The sequence below is a fragment of the Candidatus Pelagibacter sp. HIMB1709 genome (assembly GCF_052047635.1).
Taxonomy (GTDB): domain Bacteria; phylum Pseudomonadota; class Alphaproteobacteria; order Pelagibacterales; family Pelagibacteraceae; genus Pelagibacter.
On sequence record NZ_JBNAJW010000002.1, the window covers coordinates 238,391 to 257,651 of the forward strand.

The following is a 19,261-nucleotide window of genomic DNA, read 5'->3' on the forward strand; positions in this document are numbered from 1 at the left end:
ATGTCTGAACTTAACAAAATAGCCCTTAAAATACTCGCTAATGGTAAAGGAATACTTGCGGCTGATGAAAGTAATGGCACCATGACTAAAAGACTTGAAGCAGTTAATGTTCAGTCAACCCCAGAAAATAGACTAGCATTTAGAGAAACACTTTTAAGTTCTGAAAGCATGAATGATTGTATAGGTGGTGTGATTTTATTTGATGAAACTATTAATCAAATAACAAGTACAGGTAAATCTATACCAGATGTAATTTCAAGCACTGGTGCTGTTCCTGGAATTAAAGTGGATACAGGTGCAAAAAATTTAGCAAACTCACCTAAAGAAAAAATTACAGAAGGCCTCGATGGGCTAAGAGAAAGATTGAAAAAATATTATGAACTTGGTGCAAGATTTACAAAATGGAGAGGTGTTTATTCTATAAGCGAAAAATACCCAAGTAAACTTGCAATTCATTCTAACGCACATGCACTTGCAAGATATTCAGCCTTAGTTCAAGAATGTGAGATGGTTCCAATAGTTGAACCAGAAGTTTTAATGGATGGAGATCATTCTGCTGAAGACTGTCTAAATAAAACTTCTGAGGTTATCAAAAAGTGTTTTGAGGAATTAATCTTACATGAAATTGATTTATCAGGAATTATTTTAAAACCTAATATGATTTTAGCAGGTAATAATTCAAAAAATAAAATTTCAAATGAAGAAGTTGCAGAAAAAACACTTGAGTGTCTTAAAAATTCAGTGCCGTCTGAAGTTCCGGGTATTGCTTTTTTATCAGGGGGTCAGTCAGAAATAGAGGCAACTGAAAATTTAAATTTAATTAACAAAAAAAATTATACTAATTTTATCATGACCTATTCTTATGGAAGAGCCTTACAGCAAAGTGCACTTAAATTTTGGTCAACAGATACAAAAAATATTATTGGAACTCAAAATGTTTTCAACCATAGAGCTAGAATGTGCACATTAGCTGCACAAGGAAAATGGACAAGCGAACTTGAGAATAAATAAAAAAAAATTTATTTATCTCATCTCTCCAAATAAAATTTATTCAAATTTTTACCAGGATCTTAAACAAGTATTTAAAACAAATAAGATAAGTTTTTTTCAAATGAGATTGAAAAAATATTCTTACAAAAAAAAATTATTAATTGGAAAGAAAATTAAAAAAATATGTAAAATAAATAGTGTAAAATTTATTGTTAATGATGATCCTATCCTTGCAAAAAATTTAAATGCAGATGGATGTCATTTAGGTCAAAAAGATATAAACATTAAAGAAGCAAGAAAAATTATTGGTAATAAAATTATTGGAATAACTTGCCATAATTCAATAAAACTAGCAAAATCAGCAATTAAAAATAATGCTAGTTATATTGCATTTGGGGCATTTTTTGCCTCCAAAACAAAAAAACCACTTTTTAAATCAAATATAAAAACATTAAACAAAGCAAAACAATTAACAAATATTCCAATAGTTGCCATTGGTGGAATAAATTCAAATAATTATAAAAAACTTTTATTGAATAACGCAGATTTTTTAGCTATCTCAGGCTACATTTGGAATAATAAAGAATACAAACCTATAAAAGCAATAGAAAGTTTAAAATGAAAATAAATGCAAGTGAAATAAGAGTTGGAATGCTTTTAGAATATAAAAATGATTTATGGCAAGTATTAAAAACTCAACACGTCAAACCTGGTAAAGGAGGTGCATTTGCACAAGTTGAAATGAAAAGTGTTGGTAAAAATACTAAACTCAATGAAAGATTTAGATCGAGTGAAACAGTTGAAAAAGCATCATTAGAAGAAACAAAATTTAATTATTTATATGAAGATGAAAGTAATTATTTTTTTATGGAACCAAAAACTTTTGAACAAATAGAAATTAAAAAAGAAATAGTAGGAGATCAAGGAAAATTGTTAACAGAAAATCTTGAAGTCTCTGTTAGTTTTTATAATGAAAATCCAATTTCAATTGAATTACCTAATCAAGTACAATGTAAAATAGAAACAACTGATGCTGCTCTTAAGGGTCAAACAGTATCTTCTTCTTATAAGCCAGCAACACTTGATAATGGATTGAGCATTCAAGTACCTCCCTTCATTGAGGCTGGAGACGAGGTAATAGTAGATACAAGAAATTTAGAGTACGTTAAAAAAATCTAAATCAATGATTTCTATTTCTTCAAATTTAAACATCATGATTAAAGCTGCTGAAAAAGCATCAAAATCTGCTATTCGTGATTTTGGAGAAGTTGAAAAATTACAAGTTTCTAAAAAAGGACCAAGAGATTTTGTAACCAAAACTGATAAACTGGTAGAAAAAATCTTAATAGAAGAACTAAGTAAAACCAAAAAAAATTATTCTTTTCTCTCAGAAGAAGTTGGTTCAATTAAAAATAAGGATCAAGAAAATATCTGGATCATAGATCCAATTGATGGGACCACAAATTTTCTTCATGGTATTCCTCATTTTGCAATTTGCATAGCTCTACAATCAAAAAATGAAATTGTAAGTGGATTAATTTTTGATCCTATTAAAGATGAAATGTTTTTTGCAGAAAAAAATAAAGGTGCTTATTTAAATAATCATAGATTAAGGGTTTCAAAAAAAAATTCTATCGAGGATTGCTTATTTTCAAGTAACCATGAGGGTGTAAAATTTAGTGATTTAAATATGCGCTATAGTGGGTGCGCTGCTTTAGATTTAGCATATGTAGCCTCAGGTAGATTAGATGGTTTTTTTCATAACAAAATTAATTTATGGGATGTTGCTGCAGGAAAATTGATAGTTGAAGAGGCGGGTGGAATTGTAAACAATATTAATGAATATAGAGTAAATAATATAGATATAAGGGCAGCCAGTAGCGTAATTTATGACGATATGTTAGGAAATTTAAAAAAATTTTAATCTTTGAGCATAAATTTTAATAAAATTAAATTATGATGATTGTATAAATTATAAACACTTAGTTTTGTATTTATTGATAAAAATCAGTAATTACATTAAACAAATATTATTTTATGAAAAAAAAACCCTTCAACGATGAAATAAATTTAGCTGATCTAATTTTCTATTTGTGGAACAATAAAATTAAAATAATTATAATTACAACTACATTTATTTTTTTAGGATTTTTTTATTTTACTTCTTTAGAAAAAAAGTTTTTAGCAAAAACTGACATAAAACCTATTTCAACTTTCGAATCTCAAAAATATAGATTGTTCAATAGTTTGGCTGGGAAAGAAATAATAAATATAAATCCAACAATCCTTTTTAATTTATTTTTAAATAAAATTCAAACTACAGAAATAATTGAAGAAGCAATATCAAAGTTTAATCTAGTAAATAAAGATAAATTCCAAAATCAAAAAATCTATGAAGAAGAAATTCAAAAGACTGCAATATTAATTATTGATAGTATGTTGCCTCCATCAAATGATGAAGAAAACGAAAGTAAAAAAATTTTAAATTGGCAATTTAATTTTGAAATATACGATAAAACAAATTGGAGAAATTTTTTAGAATACTTAGAAAAAAGAGCCAATGAAGAAATTAGAATAACTTTAATAAATAGATTTAATACAGAAATAGAAATTTTAGAAACTAATTCAAAATTTAATATAGAAGATATTGAACAAAGTATTGCAAATGCATTGGATGATTACAAAACCTCAATTATTAATAGATTAGCGTTTCTTGAGGAACAAGCTGAAATAGCTCGTACATTAAATATTGCAAAAAATACTTTGGAAGCAGAAAATTTCCAAACCAACAACGCCATTGTTACTAATATTAAGTCTGAAAATTCATATTATTTAAAAGGATATGAAATGATAGAAAAAGAAATAAGCTTAATTAATTCTAGAGAGAATGAAAAAGCATTTATTTCAAATATATTAGAATTAGAAAAAAATAAACGCTCTATTTTGCAAAATAAAAGCATTGAAAGAATTAAATTACTTTTCCTTGAAACACCTATAAATAATACAAATAATTTTAAAGCAGCTAAAATTGAATATATTGCAACTATATACGATCAGCAAGTGTCATTGTCAAAAATTCTTGTAATTTCAGCTATAGCAGGATTGCTAATTAGTATTATTTATATATTTACTAAGAGTATAATTGCTTCACGTAAATAAAATTCTATTAAAAATACTTGGTTAAAAATTTTTGTAATGATCAAGTAATGTAAATACTTGATTTTTGTGTTAAATTTTATCTTAATTTTAAAAACTTTTAATTGTTTTAGTAATTTCTTTTGCTATAAGTTTCGCCATGAAAAAAAATATACATCCAAACTACCACTCTATTAAAGTTGAAATGACTGATGGCACTCAGTTTGAAACTAGATCTACTTGGGGTAAAGAAGGAGAAGTTTTAAAATTAGAAATTGATCCTAAATCTCATGCAGCCTGGACTGGTGGAAAACAGAAATTAATGGACAAAGGTAGAATTTCAAAATTTAATAAAAAATTCCAAAACTTTAAAACAAGTAGCAAAAATTAATGTCAAACGCACCTTTAATGCCTATGGCGACAGCTGTATGGCTAGTAGATAATACAACACTCAGTTTTAAACAAATTGCAGATTTTTGTAAGTTGCATGAAGTTGAGGTTCAAGGAATTGCTGATGGAGAAGTTGCAAAAGGAATAAAAGGATATAACCCAATTATTTCAGGTCAGTTAACTCGAGAAGAAATTGAGTTATCATCGAAGGATAATGATAGACCATTACAGATAAAAAGCACAGATGTTGAAGTTTCCGGAGAAGACAAAAAAATTAAAAAATATATTCCACTTTCAAAGAGACAAGATAAACCAGACTCAGCCTTATGGTTAATTAGACAACATTCAATTTTAAAAGATTCACAAATTGCAAAACTAGTTGGGGTAACTAAAAACTCTGTAACTTCAATAAGAAATAAAAGTTACTGGAATTATAATAGTTTAACTCCAAAAGATCCTGTTGCTTTAAATTTATTTTCTCAAAAAGATTTGCTTGATGCTATTGAAAAAGCAGAAAGAAGAATAGTAAGAGAAAAAAAACAAAAAGAAAAAGCTAAACTTGCACAACAAGCAAATAATTAATGAATAAAACTTATAGACATAAAAATATAAAAGTGTTATTTACTCACTTTTTTGGAGGTAGTTATTAAAATAGAAGTTAAAGATAATAATGTTGAACAAGCTCTTAGAGTTTTAAAAAGAAAACTTCAAAGAGATGGTTTTTTTAAAATAATTAAGTTGAAAAATACTTATGAAAAACCATCTGAAAAAAAGAAAAGAATTCTCCAAGAAAATATTAAAAGAGTTAAGAAGCTTAACAAGCTTAAAAACAGAATTTAATTATACCGCGGGGTGGAGCAGTCTGGTAGCTCGTCAGGCTCATAACCTGAAGGTCGGCGGTTCAAATCCGTCCCCCGCAACCAATTCTTTTAGATTTTAAAATTAGACTTTTTACTATCAACAAGAAATGCTTTAACAGTTTCTTGTGTTAATTGATCAAACGACTTTCCAAATTTTTGAATTTTTTCGATAATTGAAGGTGGGATTGTTATGATGTGGCAGCCCAATTGTTTTGCTTGTAAATAATTATATGGCTCTCTTACACTTGCCCATAAAATCTCAACATTTTTAAATTTTTTTGCCAACTTTATACTTTTTACAAACTCTGGAACTGGATCTTTTCCAGTATCTCCTGTTCTACCAGCAAAAATTGAGATAATTACTCTTGTTTTTTTATTTAAAACTTTTAAAATTTTCTCTGTTTGTCTAGCAGTGTAAACAGCTGTAATATTTAATTTGATATTACTATTATTTAGCTCTTTTATAACATTACCTGTAAATTTATTTTTTGAGTTAACTACTGGAACTTTAACATATACATTTTTGCCCCAACTATTAATTTTTTTTCCCTGTTCAATCATTGATTGTTCATCATCAGCAAATACTTCTAAAGAAATGGGTTTGTTTCCACAAATTTGAAGTATTTGTTTTGAGTATGATTTATAATCTTTTGCTCCAGCTTTTCTCATTAAGCTTGGATTTGTTGTAAAACCTTTTACAATTTTAAATTTATTAAATTTTTTTATTGAAGATAAATCTGCAATATCACAAAAGATTTTTGTATTCATTAAATCTATAAGTTTTTAGTAATATCTTCTGTCATTTTTTTAGCATCTGCAAACAACATCAAAGTATTTTCTTTATAAAATAGATCATTATCAATTCCAGCATATCCGGGTGAAAGACTTCTTTTTACAAATAAAACAGATTTACATTTTTCAACATCTAAGACTGGCATTCCATAAATTGGACTTTGGGGATCTGTTTTTGCAACTGGATTTGTTACATCATTTGCACCAATTACAAATGCAACATCTGCATTTGCAAAATCATTATTTATCTCTTCTAATTCAAATACTTCATCATATGGAACATTTGCTTCAGCTAATAAAACATTCATATGTCCAGGCATTCTACCTGCAACTGGGTGAATTGCATATGATACTTTAATATCATTTTTCTTTAATGTATCGACCATTTCTCTTAACGCATGCTGAGCTTGAGCTACTGCCATTCCATAACCAGGAACAATTATAACTGAAGATGCATTTTTCATTAAGAAAGCTGCATCATCTGCGTTACCACTTTTAACAGGTCTTTGTTCTTTATTTTGACTTTGAGAAGTTTGGTCTGTTGCACCAAAACCACCTAAAATAACATTAAAGAATGATCTATTCATTCCTTTACACATTATATATGAAAGTATTGCACCAGACGACCCAACTAATGCACCTGTAATAATTAAAGCAGTATTTTCTAAAGTAAATCCAATTCCAGCAGCAGCCCAACCTGAATAAGAATTTAACATTGAAATTACAACTGGCATATCTGCACCACCAATTGGAATAATAATTAAAAATCCAATTAAAAACGAAACTGCTATTAATATCCAAAATAAATTAGCAGATTGTGTTGAACAAAGATAAATTGTTAATATTACAATTAATACTAATAATAATGCATTTAAAAAGTGTTGACCTTTAAAAGTAATAGGCGCACCTGACATTATTCCTTGTAATTTTAAAAAAGCTATAACAGATCCAGAAAAAGTAATTGCACCAACAGCTGCTCCAATTGCCATTTCTATTAAACTTGCAAGCTTAATATTTCCAGGTGTTCCTAAATTAAATGCAGCTGGGTTAATAAATGCCGAGATTGCAACAAATACTGCAGCTAAACCAACTAAGCTATGAAATCCAGCAACCAATTCTGGCATTGCTGTCATTGGAATACGATATGCAATAAATGCCCCAATACTTCCACCAATAGCTAAAAATATTAAAACATAAATAAACCCAGAACTAAAATTTCCAACAGACAAGAATGTTACCGTCACAGCTATTAACATTCCAATAATTCCAAATAAATTTCCTTGTCTTGAGGTTTCAGGAGATGACAAACCTCTTAAAGCTAAGATAAATAATACGCCAGATACCAAATATAAAATTGCAGATAAATTTGCAGACATAAATTATTTATCCTTTTTCTTTTTTTTATACATAGCAAGCATTCTTTGAGTGACTAAAAAACCGCCAAAAATATTAACCGCTGCTAAAATAATCGCTAAAAATCCATAAATACTAGATGAAGAAAACACTACTCCCTCACTCCCCGATAATGCTGCAATAATTGCACCTACGATAATTACTGAAGAGATTGCGTTTGTAACTGACATCAATGGTGTATGTAACGAGGGCGTTACACTCCAGACCACATAATACCCAACAAAAATTGACAATATGAATATACTTAATCTGAATATAAAAGGATCTATTTCCATAATACTATTTAATAAGTGTTTTCTCTATTATTTCATCTTCTAAATTAATATTTAGTTTCTTATTTTCTTTATCATATAAATTAGAGATAAAATTAAATACATTTTTAGCATACAAATTAGAAGCTGACACAGGTAATTTGTTTAATATATTTGCCTCCCCTAAAATTTTAACACCATCTTTTTCAACAATTTTATCAACTTCAGTATAAGAAGTGTTTCCTCCTTGAACAGCTGCTAAATCATAAATAACTGAACCTGGTTGTAAATTTTTAAACATTTCCTCTTTAATAATTTTTGGAGCTTCTCTACCTGGAATTAAAGCAGTACAAATTATTATATCAATTTTTTTTAATGTCTCTGTTAATAATTCTTCCTGTTTTTTTTTAAATTCATCTGAAGCCTCTTTTGCATAACCACCTTCTGTTTCTAAATTTTCTGATCCTTCAACAGTTAAAAATTTACCACCTAAACTTTCTACTTGTTCTTTAGATGCCATTCTGACATCAGTTGCAAAAACAACAGCACCCATTCTTTTAGCAGTTGCAATTGCTTGTAATCCTGCAACCCCTGCTCCAACCACTAATACTTTGGCCGCTGGTATTGTTCCTGCTGCTGTCATCATCATTGGAATTGCTTTTTCATAAACTTGGAAAGCCTCCACTACAGCTTTATAACCAGCAAGGTTAGCTTGTGATGATAAAATATCCATTGATTGTGCTCTTGTTATTCTTGGTAGCAACTCTAATGAAAAACAATTTATTTTTTTAGATTTTAAATTCTCTAATTTTTCTTTATTTAAAAAAGCATTTAATGAACCGATCAAAGTTTGATTTTCTTTAAATAGTGACAACTTTTCATCTTCAGGTAATCCTAATTGAATAACAATTTCAGAATTTTTTATTATTTCATCTTCATTATCTAAAAAATTAACTCCTAAATTTTTATAGTCTTCATCACTAAACCCTAAGTGATTTCCATAACTATTTGGTAAAGTTAAATTAAATCCTAAACTAATATATTTTTTTGCAATTTCAGGAGTTATAGCTATTCTTTTTTCAATATTATGGTTTTCTAAAATTGAGGCTAAATTCATAAAAAGTATAATTTAAAAAATTATAAAAGAAATATTGCCATTAAAACTAAAACTGTAATTACAGCAACTGTTCCCCATAACACAAATTTGGTAAAATTATTCCAAGTATTTTTATGGTTTTCATTATCCATAAAACTATTTCTGTCTTGCTTTAAATTTTGGGTTTGTTTTGTTGATGACGTAAACTCTTCCTCTTCTTCTAACCAACTTAGAGTTTAAGTCTCTTTTTTTAATAGATTTTAATGAACTTTTAATTTTCATAATTGTGGCTCTTAATAAAGGAACTTACATAATCTTTCAATTGTAATTTTCCATATTTTTGTATTATTTTGTTATTACTTGATATTTTTGTCAAAGCAGATGCAAATCTTTCACCTAATCTTGGTTTTAAGAACTTAATTTTGCTTTTAAACATTTTTGCAACTTCTAGTATTGAATATGAGTTTTTATTACTAATACTATAATATTTACACTTATTTGCTTTGAAAGCTTCATAACAGATTTGAACAGTGTCATTTATATGAGTAAATCGTCTTGTCTGAGAACCAGGTTTAACAACAGTTAAAGGTTTTCTATGTTGATGTTGATTTTCAAATATACCAATTACTGTTGCCATGTCTCCAACTTTAATTTGTCTTGGTCCATAAACATTATAAAAAAAAATAACTTCAAATCTAAAATTAAACCAATTTTTTAAATTTTCTAATAATTCTAAATTTTTAGATTTTGTAAAAGCATATGGAGAAAGATTTTTATCATTTCCTTTATTTCCCAAACTCGCAGAAGTTGCTGAATAAATTAATTTTATATTGTTATCTAAGCAAAATTTAAAAACTGCTTTTGAACCAATTGTATTTGATTGATAACATTCATCAAATTTTTTAAAACTTTGAAAAATTCTTGCAAACTCTCCGAAATGAAAAATAGTATTTATTTTTTTTTTATATTTGTTAAATATTTTATCAATATTTGAAGTCTCGCCTTTTAGGTAATTAACTCTTTTATGATTGATATGATTTTTTTTTGATCCTGATGAGTAATTATCTAAACTTATAATTTTATATTTTGTTTTCTTTAATAATAATTCAATCAGATTTGATCCAACAAATCCTGCTCCACCAGTAACAATTATGTGATTTTTCATTATAGATATGCCTGGCAATGTCCTACTCTTCCATGTCTTAAGACAAAGTACCATTGGCGCTGAAAGGCTTGACTGCCGAGTTCGGAATGGGATCGGGTATTACACTTTCGCAATAATCACCAGGCAAGATTAAATACTAAAAAAACATTAACATGTAAAGATTAATCTATTGATCTTTCCTCAAAAAAACTCAATTTTTAAACAATAAAATCATCTCCATACCTATTTATTTATATTATAGGTTTTTTTGAATAAATAGATTGAAGATAAAAACCTATAGGTAAGCTATAAGTTATCATTAACCAATTATTAAAAAAATTACCATTTGGGGTTAAAGGCCAAACTGTAATTAAAATACCCGCTAATAAACAAACTTGGTAATCTGTTAAAGGTCGTTTTTTTTTAAATATTATAGATTTAAATTGTCTTAAAGATATAAAAACGACATAACTTAAAGCACTAAACAAAAATAAAAATCCTATTATTCCAGTTTCTGCCAATAATTGAATATAAAAATTATGTGGATGGGTCTTACATGGAGTAACTCCTGTTGCATATTTTTCATCTGCACAAATTATTCTAAACATTTTTGGACCATGACCAAATAAAGCCTTATCTTTAAACATATTATAAGCTGTTTTAATTAAACTATCATACTCAGAGGTAAAAATTACTGCTTCATTTGAACTTTCCATTAAGCCCAGATTTTTGGCAGGGTCTATAAACATTCTCTCATTTAATTTTGATGAATTTAAACTCAAAATCACAACGCATATAATTGCTATAATAAATGTTATTAATCTAAATTTTTGATACTCTTTAATTAGTATAATAATAAATACCGTTGATAAATTTAAAAAGAAAAAAGCACTTCTTTCTCCCGACATAAAAATAAGTACATCTACTAAGATAAATAAAGCCCCTATAAAATAAATTTCATATTTTTGTTTTTTCTTTATTAAAAACAAAGCAAATAATAAAGGAAACAATCTTGATAAATAGGAGCCCATAATCAGTTCATCTCCAAAAAATGATGAAACACGAACACCTGATATTTTAAATCCTACTAAATTAGTGCCTGTAAAATATTGAATATAACCATCAATTACTAAAGCTGAAAAGCATAAAACTAATGCATAATAAAAGTAACTTAAGATATTTTTATCTCTGTCAATTAAATACCAAATAAAGCAACTAAACACTCCTATTCTAAAATAAAACAATGAGCTTTCAAAACTAAACATCATATCTTTTGCTACAAATACACTTAGTAAAATACAATAAATGCAAAAACTAAAAAAAATGATAAAAGGTTTATTGTTAAAGAAACTAAATTCTTTATTTTTAATTACATAAAATAAAAAAAATAAAGCTGAAAGACTTACAATTAAATCTGGAAAAAAAGGTCCCCAAATTAAAAAAGGGATAATCAATACTATTATTAAATTAATTAATTGTAAATTTGAATATTTAAGTTTCATTAAATTTCTAAGTTATAAATTTACTTAGTCTTAATTCTTATAACTTTATTTTGATCAGTGTTAATAGTTTTTGATGGGATTAAATCATTCTTTAAATTAGATTGTTGTTCATAAAAATGATCTACAATCTCTGAATTTGATTGATATGAAGAAACTAAAGTTGACAGGATATGTTTAACTTCCTCTACATTATTTTCCTCAACTAAATTGGATAAATGATCAAAATCTATTTTTAGTTTGTTGAAAGGAATAAAGGGATCATGAGCTTTTTGAATTTTTTCATGGTAAGTTTTTTGAGGGTTGTCTCCTAGTAATAATTCTTCATATAGTTTCTCACCTGGTCTAAGGCCTGTTATTTTTATCTCAATATCTCCATCTAAATTTTTATCATCTTTAATTGAAAGACCTGAAAGTTTTACCATTTTTTCAATTAAGTCTTTAATTTTAATACTTTCCCCCATATCCAAAACAAACACTTCACATTTTTCAGCCATAGCCCCTGCTTGAATAACTAATTGGGAAGCCTCGGTTATAGTCATAAAATAACGGGTTACTTCAGGATGAGTTAGGGTCACAGGGCCCCCTTCTTTAATTTGTTGTTTAAATTTTGGAATAACAGAACCTGAAGATTCTAATACATTGCCAAATCTTACAATTGCAAATTTAGATCTTTGATTTTGATTGTCATAGAGAGATTGAACACAAATTTCAGCAACTCTTTTAGTGGCTCCCATAATATTTGTTGATCTAACTGCTTTATCACTCGATATTAAAACAAAATTTGAGACATTATATTTAAGCGTAGCTTCCGCTAAATTAAACGTTCCAAACACATTATTTTTTACACTTTCAGTAATATTTTCTTCAACTAAGGGCACATGTTTATAAGCTGCTGCATGATAAACGGTATCTAAATTAAAAGTGTTAAACACATGTTCAATTTTTGCTTTATTTTGAATATTTATTAGTAAAGAAATAATTTTTACACTTTTATTTATTTCTTTTAATTCTTCACTTATTTTATAAAGAGAAAACTCGTTTAATTCGATAAGGATTAGCTTTTTAGGATTTAATTTAATGATTTGTCGAGATAACTCTGAACCGATAGAGCCACCTGCTCCTGTAACCATTACAGCTTTTGAAGTTATATTTTTAGATAATAACTCTAAATTGGGTTTAACCTGTTCTCTATTTAAAAGATCATCAATTGTTAAATCTTTGATATCTGATACAGATACTTTGCCTTCAACAATATCTTGAACACTTGGGAGTGTTTTAACAATTACTTTTTGATTATTTAAATTATTAATAATTTGATTTCTTTTTTGCCTACTAATTGAAGGAAGGGCCAGTAAGACTATTTCTATATTTTTTGTATTAATTAATTTATCAATATTTAAAGGATCATAAACCATTTGACCTAATATGATTTGTCGATGAAATTGAGAGTCATCATCTAAAAAACCGACCACTTGCATCTCAGGATTACTTTCTAAGCTAGTTAATAATTGCCTTCCAGCACTCCCTGCTCCATAAATCACAACATTGGTTTTATTTTTTGTTTTTTTAAAATTGGATAAAAATAAATATTTAATACTTATTCTTGTAGCTGAAATTGCTAAAAATAATAAAATAGGTTGAATAATACCAATAGATCTTGGAATACCTTGAATTCCATAAATACTAACCACTGCAAAATACAATAATGCATAAACAGAAGTTGCAACAAACACTGTAAATATTATTGAGGAACCTTGAAAACGAAAAATAGTTTTATACAACCCCATTAGCCAAAATATTGGAATTGCAAGCAGTATTGAAATCTCAACTGCTAAGGTTGTTACATTATTAATTTTAACAAATTCCTCTAATCTTAAATAAAATGCTAGCCAAGTACATAAAATACACAAACCTATATCTATTAAAATTGCTATTATTCTTTTTGTATAGCGGGGAAGATTAATAATATTTTTAGATACTTCTTTTAAAACTGACATGATCTTAGTTTAATAATAATAATAAAGGAGAAATATCAAAAAACAATAATAATGAATTTTATAAAAATATTAGTCATAATAGTTATACTTTTTTTGTTTATTAAACATCCAGCCTTGAGAATGACCTAATTTATTTTATGAATTATAACATGTGGATCGACAAAACCCATCTTTCAATTAAGATCTTTTTTATTGGATGATTTTAAAGATTGTTTTAATAATATAGTAAAAATATTTATATAAGCTCATATTCTTAATCATTTTTTGATCAGTTTTAGCAAGGAGTGATGGAGTTTTCATATTAATACCTGAGATTTGAGCAAGTCCAGTAATACCAGGTCTTACTTTAAACACGCCTCTTTTTTTGCGCTCATTGATTAATTTTCTTTGATTAAACAAACAAGGTCTTGGACCAACTAAGCTCATATCCCCAAATAACACATTCCATAACTGTGGAATTTCATCGATTTTGGTTATTCTTAAAAAATTTCCAAATGGGCTTAATTGAATATTTTTTAACAAATGTGTTCCAACAGACCTCACTTGAATTGGCATAGTTCTAAATTTAATTAAAGAAAAAAATTTAAGATTTAAACCAACTCTTTTTTGTACAAATATAGGTGAAGTATTCTCAAAAAAACCAATTAAAAATATTAAAATTAACAAAGGTGATAAAAATACCAAACCTATTAGTGAAAATAAAATATCAAAAACCCTTATCATTTTCCTTTATCATTCTCCTTATTCCTTCTTCGACACTAATAGGTGGAGACCAATTTAAAATTTTTCTTGCATAACTGCTGTCTACCTGTAAAGATCCAGTTATTCTTTCAATCTCGCTTTTCCTGCCCAAAATATATCCAAAAAATTTTAGTAATGAGACTGGAAAAGGAAATAGTTTTGCTTTGCAACCCATAACAGATGCTGTTTGTTTTATCAAATCTGGAGTAGATAAATCCTTATCATCAGAAATTAAAAAAGTTTTTCCAGAGGCATTATGATTATCAATGCAATGGACTACAAAATCAATTAAATTATCAATTCCTATCATCGAACGTCGATTATTTATTAGAGCAAAAGGCAACGGTAAACCATAAGAAATTAATTTTATAAGTCGTGATAAATTTCCTTTAACTCCTCTGCCATAAACCAAAGGCAGGCGAATTATCACTACTTCTAAACCAGTTCTAGCTGAAATTTTCTTTATCTCTTTTTCTGCTTCATACTTTGATACTGCATAAAAATCCTCAGGAACTTCATTATCACTATATTTAAATATTTTTTTAAATTTATTATCAGTTAATCTCTCATTATTATTTTGATAAGTTTTTTCTCCATTAACTTTAATTGTGCTTAAAAAAATAAATTTTTTTACTCCTGCATTTGCAGCTTTTTGAGCGATGTATTTAGTGCTTTTAGTATTTGCTAAAAGATAATCCTGTAATTTATATTTTTTATCCATTTTATGAGCCATACCAGCACAATGAATAATACAATCAAATCCATTCAACAATTCCTCCCAATTTAAATCTAACCTCATATCACCAACAGATATATATTCTTTTCTGATATCTTTGGAAGTTCTCACAAAACCTCTAACGAATCTACCTGAATTAATCAATTTGTTGCAAATTGAATTACCAATAAAACCATTTGCTCCAGTTACACAAATTTTATTCATCCTTTATGTTTAGCTAGCAATATAATTAGCAAATTTCTTCTAATAATATAATCTACCATTGGTCTTTTTTATATATTTTATTGTTGAATTAGAAATTACAGTTCTTTTATATTTTTTTTTCTCATTCAAATAATAAATATAACTATCTAAAATGACATTAAATGAAAGGGTAGAAACAAAAGTTTTAATAGTCCACAATATATTCGAAACTATAAGGTGCTTTAATGGTAAATATCTAAAATTTATTATCATCCTATGTTTTAAGTTTAGTTCATAAACTTTTTTCGTTGATAATCTTGTATTGTTATCTCTATAATGAATTAATGTAATTTTGGGATCAAACAGCATCAAATAACCTTGATCAATAATTCTATAACTCAAGTCAATTTCTTCCTGAGCATAAAAAAACTTTTCATTAAATTTAAAATTTTTAAAAACCTCTTTTTTGATTGCAAATCCAGCACCTATAAAATAACTTATTTTTAAAATTTTATTAAATTTTAAAAGTTCATATTTTGTTTGAGGAAACTCTCTTTTAATTACTTTTTGTAACGTTGAGTCAATAATTTTAAAATTTAAAATTCCTAAATTATTAATTTTTAAAAAAATCTTTTTTAATCTTACAAAAGACTCATAAATATTGTTTATGATTGCATCATCATCTATACAAACTAGTAAATCAGCATTACTTTTTTTAAAAATAATATTTCTGGCCCCAACACCTAAATTTTTTTCATTAAATATGATATCAATTTGACCAAAGCTACTAAAATTTTTTTTTAGCTTTTTTACACAATCTTGATCAGAACCATTATCAACCAAAATAATTTTTGAAAATAAATTTTTTTTTTCTAGAAGCTTATTTAAGTTTTTGGATAAGATTTCATATCTATTACAAGTTAAAATTCCAATATCAATTTTCATAATATAAATATATAGTTAATTAAAGTTAACAATGAATAAACATAAAGAACTTTGAAAATTCTTAATATTTCCTTGTGTATTTTTGATGATTATTATTTTCAGTTATCTGTTTAAAAATCCAGTGATATGTTTCGTTAAGCCCATCAAATAATTTTATTCCTGGTTTCCAATTAATATCATTTAAAATTTTTGTGTTATCACTAGATCTTCCTCTGACTCCCTTTGGTTTATTTAGTTGATAATTCTTTTCAACTTTATATTTGGCTATATCTGAAATTATATCAATCATTTGATTTATTGACACTTGTTCATCACTTCCAACATTGTACGGCTCAATACTATTTGAATTGAATATTTTTGTTGTACCTTCTATGCAGTCATTAATATACATAAAACTTCTTGTTTGATTTCCATCTCCCCATACATCAATAATTTTATCATTATTTATTTTCGCTAGTGCAATTTTTCTACAAATTGCAGCTGGTGCTTTCTCTCTTCCACCATCATAAGTTCCCATAGGACCATAAACATTATGGTATCTAACTACTCTTGTTTCTAAACCAAAATCCTCTGTAAAATGTTTACACATTCTTTCACTAAATAATTTTTCCCATCCATAACCATCTTCTGGGTCAGCTGGATAAGCATCTTCTTCTTTAAGACCTGGAACAAATGAATCATTTTGTTTACTTGCGTTATAAACGCATGCGCTTGAGGAAAATAAATATTTTTTTACATTAAATTCAATACAAGCTCTTAATAGATTTGTATTAATTAAAACTGACAACATACACTCGGCCTTATTGTTTTCTATAAAACCCATACCACCCATATTACATGCCATATTATAAACATAATCTGCACCTTCGCAGACTTTTCTACAATTTTCATATTCTTTTAAATCTAAAGAGTAATTTTTATTCTCATCAAAAATTTGAAACCAAAATTCTTTAGGTTTTATATCAGCACAAACAACTTCGTGCCCTTGGTTCATCAAATCTTTTACGAGATGACCTCCAATAAATCCACCTGCTCCACAAATTAAATACTTCATAAGTTAAGACTAATAAATTAAATCTAGAAAACAAGATTAAATTATTAATTATTTTTGAGATTATCTTTAATAATTAAAAAAATATTTTGTAATACCATTAACTGATCATTTTAGCAATTTATTAACTAGTTGCAAATATTCTTTAAAATTTTTTCTGTGATCAAATCTCCACAAATGTTTTTTTGAAATTTCTAATTTATTCTTTATCATATTTTTATTTTCAATTTTATCTACAATATTTTTTGCAATGAGGTTTGGGTCAAGGGTTTTAAAAATTATACCCCCCTTACCATTCAATAAAATTTCACTTGGTCCACTTGGATAATCATAACAAATAGGTAAACAATTAAGGGAAATAGACTCTACTAATATGTTGCAAAAACCCTCAAACTTAGAGGTAGAAATTATGAAATCTGAGCTTTTGTAATAAGGATAATGGTTCGATGTAAATTTTTTTAATTTAATGTTTTGTGTTAGTTTCCTTTTGAATATGTAATTTTTAAGTTCTTTTTCAATATTTCCTTCTCCAATAATTGTTAATTTGGCGTATTTTTTTTTTTTTATTTTTAAAATTTCATCAATTATATCCACAGCTAAAAAAGGTCTTTTTCTTTCAACTAGCCTAGCTATATAAATAAAATTATAATCAAAGCTTTTATCTTTTATGATTTTGAATTTTTTTGAATACTTATAAATTTTTTTAAAATCAAAAAAATTATAAATTGTAATAAAATTTACCTTAGCTATTTGAGAATAATCTTTGCTCAATTTTTTTGATATACCTATGCAATAATTTGCATTTCTATACAATTTCCTTATCAAAAAATAATAAAATTTTTTAGAAAAATAATTTTTTAAATTTAATTCATGTGGATGATTTCTCTCAATTATAATAATCTTAAAATATAAAATTTTTTTTAAAATTAGTAAAAAAATATTCATATTAAATTGATTTGAGATAACCAAAAAATTATTATATTTTTTTTTGACATGAAATAAATAACTTAAAATATGAAAGAAATTAAATCTTAATCTTTTATATGGAAAGACTTTAACATCAAATTTATTTAACCTTGTAAAATCAAATTTGTTCTCAAAATTAGAAGCAAAAGTGATTTCGTAACCATTTTTTTTTAAATTTTCTGCTAAAAAAATTGTAGAGTTTTCTACTCCACCCTTGTTAAAATTTTGATGAAAAATAATTATTTTTTTTTTCATTTAATTAAATTTTCATATTTTTTAAATACACTATCAGAATGGTAATTTTTGATATGCTTAGGATCAATTTCAAATTTTTTTTGATACCATTTATAATTTCTTATTACCTTAAAAATAGTAGATGCCAAAAGATCTGAATCATTTTGTTCAATTAATAATCCAAACTTACCATTTTTTAAAACTTCTCTGGGGCCTGTTTTGCATTTAGTGCTAATAATTACTTTTTTATAACAAATCATCTCTAACAAAGAATTTGGCATACCTTCGTATAGTGACGATGCAATAAAAATATCAGACTTATTTAATAAATTTACAGGATTACAATTTCCTACTAGCTTTACATATTTTTGTAATTTCAACTTTCTAATCATAAATAACAAGTCTTGCTTTAGCTCACCATCCCCTAAAATTCTTAATCTTAAATTGTTTATTTTGTAGTGATTTATTAATTTTGATATAGCCAATATAGTTAATTGATGATTTTTTTGGATTGTTAGTCTTCCAACACTTGTAATGTTCCAAAGTGAAATTTTTTTATTTTTGATTTCTTTAAAACTTTTCTTAATTAAAAAATCTTCTATCGCATTAGGTATCCAAATATTTTTGAGATTATATTTCTGTTTTAAAATTAGAGAAAGTTCTTTTGATGGACAAATAATTTTATATGAAAAAAATCTATAAATATTTATTTTAAATAAATTCACAAAAAATTTATAAATTTTTTTTTCATATTTATTGTAACCAAGATAATTTGATAATCTAATTATGATTTTTTGGTTAAAGAAAATCTTAATCAGTAATATTAAAACATGAG

23 protein-coding genes, 1 tRNA gene and 1 rRNA gene are annotated in these 19,261 nt (G+C 26.4%); 9 read left to right on the forward strand and 16 right to left on the reverse strand.

The features are described from left to right. The 9 genes from ACTTAR_RS07405 to ACTTAR_RS07445 all read left to right on the forward strand — a co-directional run bounded on the left by ACTTAR_RS07405 (position 1) and on the right by ACTTAR_RS07445 (position 5,438). On the forward strand, positions 1 to 1,011 hold the full coding sequence (locus ACTTAR_RS07405) for a class I fructose-bisphosphate aldolase (protein ID WP_440698157.1): 1,011 nt from the start codon (positions 1 to 3) through the stop codon (positions 1,009 to 1,011). Continuing rightward, a complete protein-coding gene (locus tag ACTTAR_RS07410; protein WP_440698158.1) occupies positions 998 to 1,612 on the forward strand; it encodes a thiamine phosphate synthase in 615 nt (204 codons plus the stop codon). The genes ACTTAR_RS07405 and ACTTAR_RS07410 overlap by 14 nt, the downstream gene beginning before the upstream one ends. Then, positions 1,609 to 2,169: an elongation factor P gene (gene efp / locus ACTTAR_RS07415; RefSeq protein WP_440681174.1), complete on the forward strand. Its 561-nt coding sequence runs from the start codon at positions 1,609 to 1,611 to the stop codon at positions 2,167 to 2,169. The genes ACTTAR_RS07410 and efp overlap by 4 nt, the downstream gene beginning before the upstream one ends. Positions 2,170 to 2,173: 4 nt before the next feature. Beyond that, positions 2,174 to 2,914 (forward strand): inositol monophosphatase family protein, encoded by a 741-nt coding sequence (locus ACTTAR_RS07420; protein ID WP_440698159.1) that lies wholly within the window; start codon positions 2,174 to 2,176, stop codon positions 2,912 to 2,914. Positions 2,915 to 3,027: 113 nt separating this feature from the next. Beyond that, a complete protein-coding gene (locus ACTTAR_RS07425) occupies positions 3,028 to 4,149 on the forward strand; it encodes a Wzz/FepE/Etk N-terminal domain-containing protein (protein WP_440698160.1) in 1,122 nt (373 codons plus the stop codon). A gap of 136 nt (positions 4,150 to 4,285) precedes the next feature. Beyond that, positions 4,286 to 4,516, forward strand: a complete 231-nt coding sequence (gene rpmE / locus ACTTAR_RS07430) for a 50S ribosomal protein L31 (RefSeq protein WP_440698161.1) — start codon at positions 4,286 to 4,288, stop codon at positions 4,514 to 4,516. Next, entirely contained in the window at positions 4,516 to 5,097 is a 582-nt protein-coding gene (locus ACTTAR_RS07435; protein WP_440698163.1) for a cell cycle transcriptional regulator TrcR, read from the forward strand. The genes rpmE and ACTTAR_RS07435 overlap by 1 nt, the downstream gene beginning before the upstream one ends. Positions 5,098 to 5,160: 63 nt before the next feature. After that, positions 5,161 to 5,355 carry a 30S ribosomal protein S21 gene (gene rpsU / locus ACTTAR_RS07440; RefSeq protein ID WP_075521090.1) on the forward strand — a complete coding sequence of 65 codons (195 nt, stop codon included), beginning with the start codon at positions 5,161 to 5,163 and terminating at the stop codon, positions 5,353 to 5,355. Positions 5,356 to 5,361: 6 nt separating this feature from the next. Further along, positions 5,362 to 5,438, forward strand: a tRNA-Met gene (locus ACTTAR_RS07445). A 6-nt stretch (positions 5,439 to 5,444) separates the two neighbouring features. On the opposite strand, the gene ACTTAR_RS07450 is transcribed toward ACTTAR_RS07445, so the two are convergent. From ACTTAR_RS07450 to ACTTAR_RS07525, 16 genes are all read right to left on the reverse strand, one after another. After that, a complete protein-coding gene (locus ACTTAR_RS07450) occupies positions 5,445 to 6,143 on the reverse strand; it encodes a transaldolase family protein (RefSeq protein ID WP_440698164.1) in 699 nt (232 codons plus the stop codon). A 5-nt stretch (positions 6,144 to 6,148) separates the two neighbouring features. Beyond that, a complete protein-coding gene (locus tag ACTTAR_RS07455; RefSeq protein WP_440698165.1) occupies positions 6,149 to 7,543 on the reverse strand; it encodes an NAD(P)(+) transhydrogenase (Re/Si-specific) subunit beta in 1,395 nt (464 codons plus the stop codon). A gap of 3 nt (positions 7,544 to 7,546) precedes the next feature. Then, the gene (locus ACTTAR_RS07460) at positions 7,547 to 7,855 is read right to left on the reverse strand and encodes a proton-translocating transhydrogenase family protein (protein ID WP_440698166.1); all 309 of its coding nucleotides are present in this window, start codon (positions 7,853 to 7,855) and stop codon (positions 7,547 to 7,549) included. 4 nt (positions 7,856 to 7,859) lie between these two features. After that, positions 7,860 to 8,948 carry an NAD(P) transhydrogenase subunit alpha gene (locus tag ACTTAR_RS07465; protein ID WP_440698167.1) on the reverse strand — a complete coding sequence of 363 codons (1,089 nt, stop codon included), beginning with the start codon at positions 8,946 to 8,948 and terminating at the stop codon, positions 7,860 to 7,862. Positions 8,949 to 8,968: 20 nt separating this feature from the next. Then, positions 8,969 to 9,079 carry an aa3-type cytochrome c oxidase subunit IV gene (locus tag ACTTAR_RS07470; RefSeq protein ID WP_075506037.1) on the reverse strand — a complete coding sequence of 37 codons (111 nt, stop codon included), beginning with the start codon at positions 9,077 to 9,079 and terminating at the stop codon, positions 8,969 to 8,971. Positions 9,080 to 9,083: 4 nt separating this feature from the next. Beyond that, entirely contained in the window at positions 9,084 to 9,209 is a 126-nt protein-coding gene (gene ykgO / locus ACTTAR_RS07475) for a type B 50S ribosomal protein L36 (protein WP_008545413.1), read from the reverse strand. Further along, positions 9,199 to 10,092 (reverse strand): NAD-dependent epimerase/dehydratase family protein, encoded by an 894-nt coding sequence (locus tag ACTTAR_RS07480; protein ID WP_440698168.1) that lies wholly within the window; start codon positions 10,090 to 10,092, stop codon positions 9,199 to 9,201. The genes ykgO and ACTTAR_RS07480 overlap by 11 nt, the downstream gene beginning before the upstream one ends. A gap of 9 nt (positions 10,093 to 10,101) precedes the next feature. Continuing rightward, a 5S ribosomal RNA gene (rrf, locus tag ACTTAR_RS07485) occupies positions 10,102 to 10,216 on the reverse strand. Positions 10,217 to 10,322: 106 nt separating this feature from the next. Next, entirely contained in the window at positions 10,323 to 11,573 is a 1,251-nt protein-coding gene (locus tag ACTTAR_RS07490; protein ID WP_440698169.1) for an O-antigen ligase family protein, read from the reverse strand. 20 nt (positions 11,574 to 11,593) lie between these two features. Beyond that, positions 11,594 to 13,570 carry a polysaccharide biosynthesis protein gene (locus ACTTAR_RS07495; RefSeq protein ID WP_440698170.1) on the reverse strand — a complete coding sequence of 659 codons (1,977 nt, stop codon included), beginning with the start codon at positions 13,568 to 13,570 and terminating at the stop codon, positions 11,594 to 11,596. Positions 13,571 to 13,759: 189 nt separating this feature from the next. Further along, positions 13,760 to 14,293 carry a sugar transferase gene (locus ACTTAR_RS07500; protein ID WP_440698171.1) on the reverse strand — a complete coding sequence of 178 codons (534 nt, stop codon included), beginning with the start codon at positions 14,291 to 14,293 and terminating at the stop codon, positions 13,760 to 13,762. Next, positions 14,277 to 15,251, reverse strand: a complete 975-nt coding sequence (locus ACTTAR_RS07505) for an NAD-dependent epimerase/dehydratase family protein (RefSeq protein ID WP_440698172.1) — start codon at positions 15,249 to 15,251, stop codon at positions 14,277 to 14,279. Before ACTTAR_RS07505 ends, ACTTAR_RS07500 begins: the two co-directional genes overlap by 17 nt. A gap of 39 nt (positions 15,252 to 15,290) precedes the next feature. Further along, positions 15,291 to 16,175, reverse strand: coding sequence for a glycosyltransferase family 2 protein (locus tag ACTTAR_RS07510; RefSeq protein WP_440698173.1), 885 nt, complete (start codon positions 16,173 to 16,175; stop codon positions 15,291 to 15,293). Positions 16,176 to 16,236: 61 nt separating this feature from the next. Next, a complete protein-coding gene (locus ACTTAR_RS07515; protein WP_440698174.1) occupies positions 16,237 to 17,229 on the reverse strand; it encodes an NAD-dependent epimerase/dehydratase family protein in 993 nt (330 codons plus the stop codon). Between the two features lie 105 nt (positions 17,230 to 17,334). Next, a complete protein-coding gene (locus tag ACTTAR_RS07520) occupies positions 17,335 to 18,447 on the reverse strand; it encodes a glycosyltransferase (protein WP_440698175.1) in 1,113 nt (370 codons plus the stop codon). After that, positions 18,444 to 19,261 (reverse strand): glycosyltransferase (locus tag ACTTAR_RS07525; RefSeq protein WP_440698176.1); only part of this gene is annotated, 818 nt, incomplete at its 5' end. The genes ACTTAR_RS07520 and ACTTAR_RS07525, both read right to left, overlap by 4 nt.

Coding starts and splice junctions, on each gene's coding strand:
- ACTTAR_RS07505 (WP_440698172.1), bottom strand. CDS start 15,251: ATGAATAAAATTTGTGTAACTGGAGCAAATGGTTTTATTGGTAATTCA.
- ACTTAR_RS07465 (WP_440698167.1), bottom strand. CDS start 8,948: ATGAATTTAGCCTCAATTTTAGAAAACCATAATATTGAAAAAAGAATA.
- ACTTAR_RS07420 (WP_440698159.1), top strand. CDS start 2,174: ATGATTTCTATTTCTTCAAATTTAAACATCATGATTAAAGCTGCTGAA.
- ACTTAR_RS07495 (WP_440698170.1), bottom strand. CDS start 13,570: ATGTCAGTTTTAAAAGAAGTATCTAAAAATATTATTAATCTTCCCCGC.
- ACTTAR_RS07450 (WP_440698164.1), bottom strand. CDS start 6,143: ATGAATACAAAAATCTTTTGTGATATTGCAGATTTATCTTCAATAAAA.
- ACTTAR_RS07510 (WP_440698173.1), bottom strand. CDS start 16,175: ATGAAAATTGATATTGGAATTTTAACTTGTAATAGATATGAAATCTTA.
- ACTTAR_RS07425 (WP_440698160.1), top strand. CDS start 3,028: ATGAAAAAAAAACCCTTCAACGATGAAATAAATTTAGCTGATCTAATT.
- ACTTAR_RS07520 (WP_440698175.1), bottom strand. CDS start 18,447: ATGAAAAAAAAAATAATTATTTTTCATCAAAATTTTAACAAGGGTGGA.
- ACTTAR_RS07480 (WP_440698168.1), bottom strand. CDS start 10,092: ATGAAAAATCACATAATTGTTACTGGTGGAGCAGGATTTGTTGGATCA.
- ACTTAR_RS07500 (WP_440698171.1), bottom strand. CDS start 14,293: ATGATAAGGGTTTTTGATATTTTATTTTCACTAATAGGTTTGGTATTT.
- rpmE (WP_440698161.1), top strand. CDS start 4,286: ATGAAAAAAAATATACATCCAAACTACCACTCTATTAAAGTTGAAATG.
- ACTTAR_RS07435 (WP_440698163.1), top strand. CDS start 4,516: ATGTCAAACGCACCTTTAATGCCTATGGCGACAGCTGTATGGCTAGTA.
- ACTTAR_RS07490 (WP_440698169.1), bottom strand. CDS start 11,573: ATGAAACTTAAATATTCAAATTTACAATTAATTAATTTAATAATAGTA.
- efp (WP_440681174.1), top strand. CDS start 1,609: ATGAAAATAAATGCAAGTGAAATAAGAGTTGGAATGCTTTTAGAATAT.
- ACTTAR_RS07405 (WP_440698157.1), top strand. CDS start 1: ATGTCTGAACTTAACAAAATAGCCCTTAAAATACTCGCTAATGGTAAA.
- ACTTAR_RS07455 (WP_440698165.1), bottom strand. CDS start 7,543: ATGTCTGCAAATTTATCTGCAATTTTATATTTGGTATCTGGCGTATTA.
- ykgO (WP_008545413.1), bottom strand. CDS start 9,209: ATGAAAATTAAAAGTTCATTAAAATCTATTAAAAAAAGAGACTTAAAC.
- ACTTAR_RS07460 (WP_440698166.1), bottom strand. CDS start 7,855: ATGGAAATAGATCCTTTTATATTCAGATTAAGTATATTCATATTGTCA.
- ACTTAR_RS07470 (WP_075506037.1), bottom strand. CDS start 9,079: ATGGATAATGAAAACCATAAAAATACTTGGAATAATTTTACCAAATTT.
- ACTTAR_RS07515 (WP_440698174.1), bottom strand. CDS start 17,229: ATGAAGTATTTAATTTGTGGAGCAGGTGGATTTATTGGAGGTCATCTC.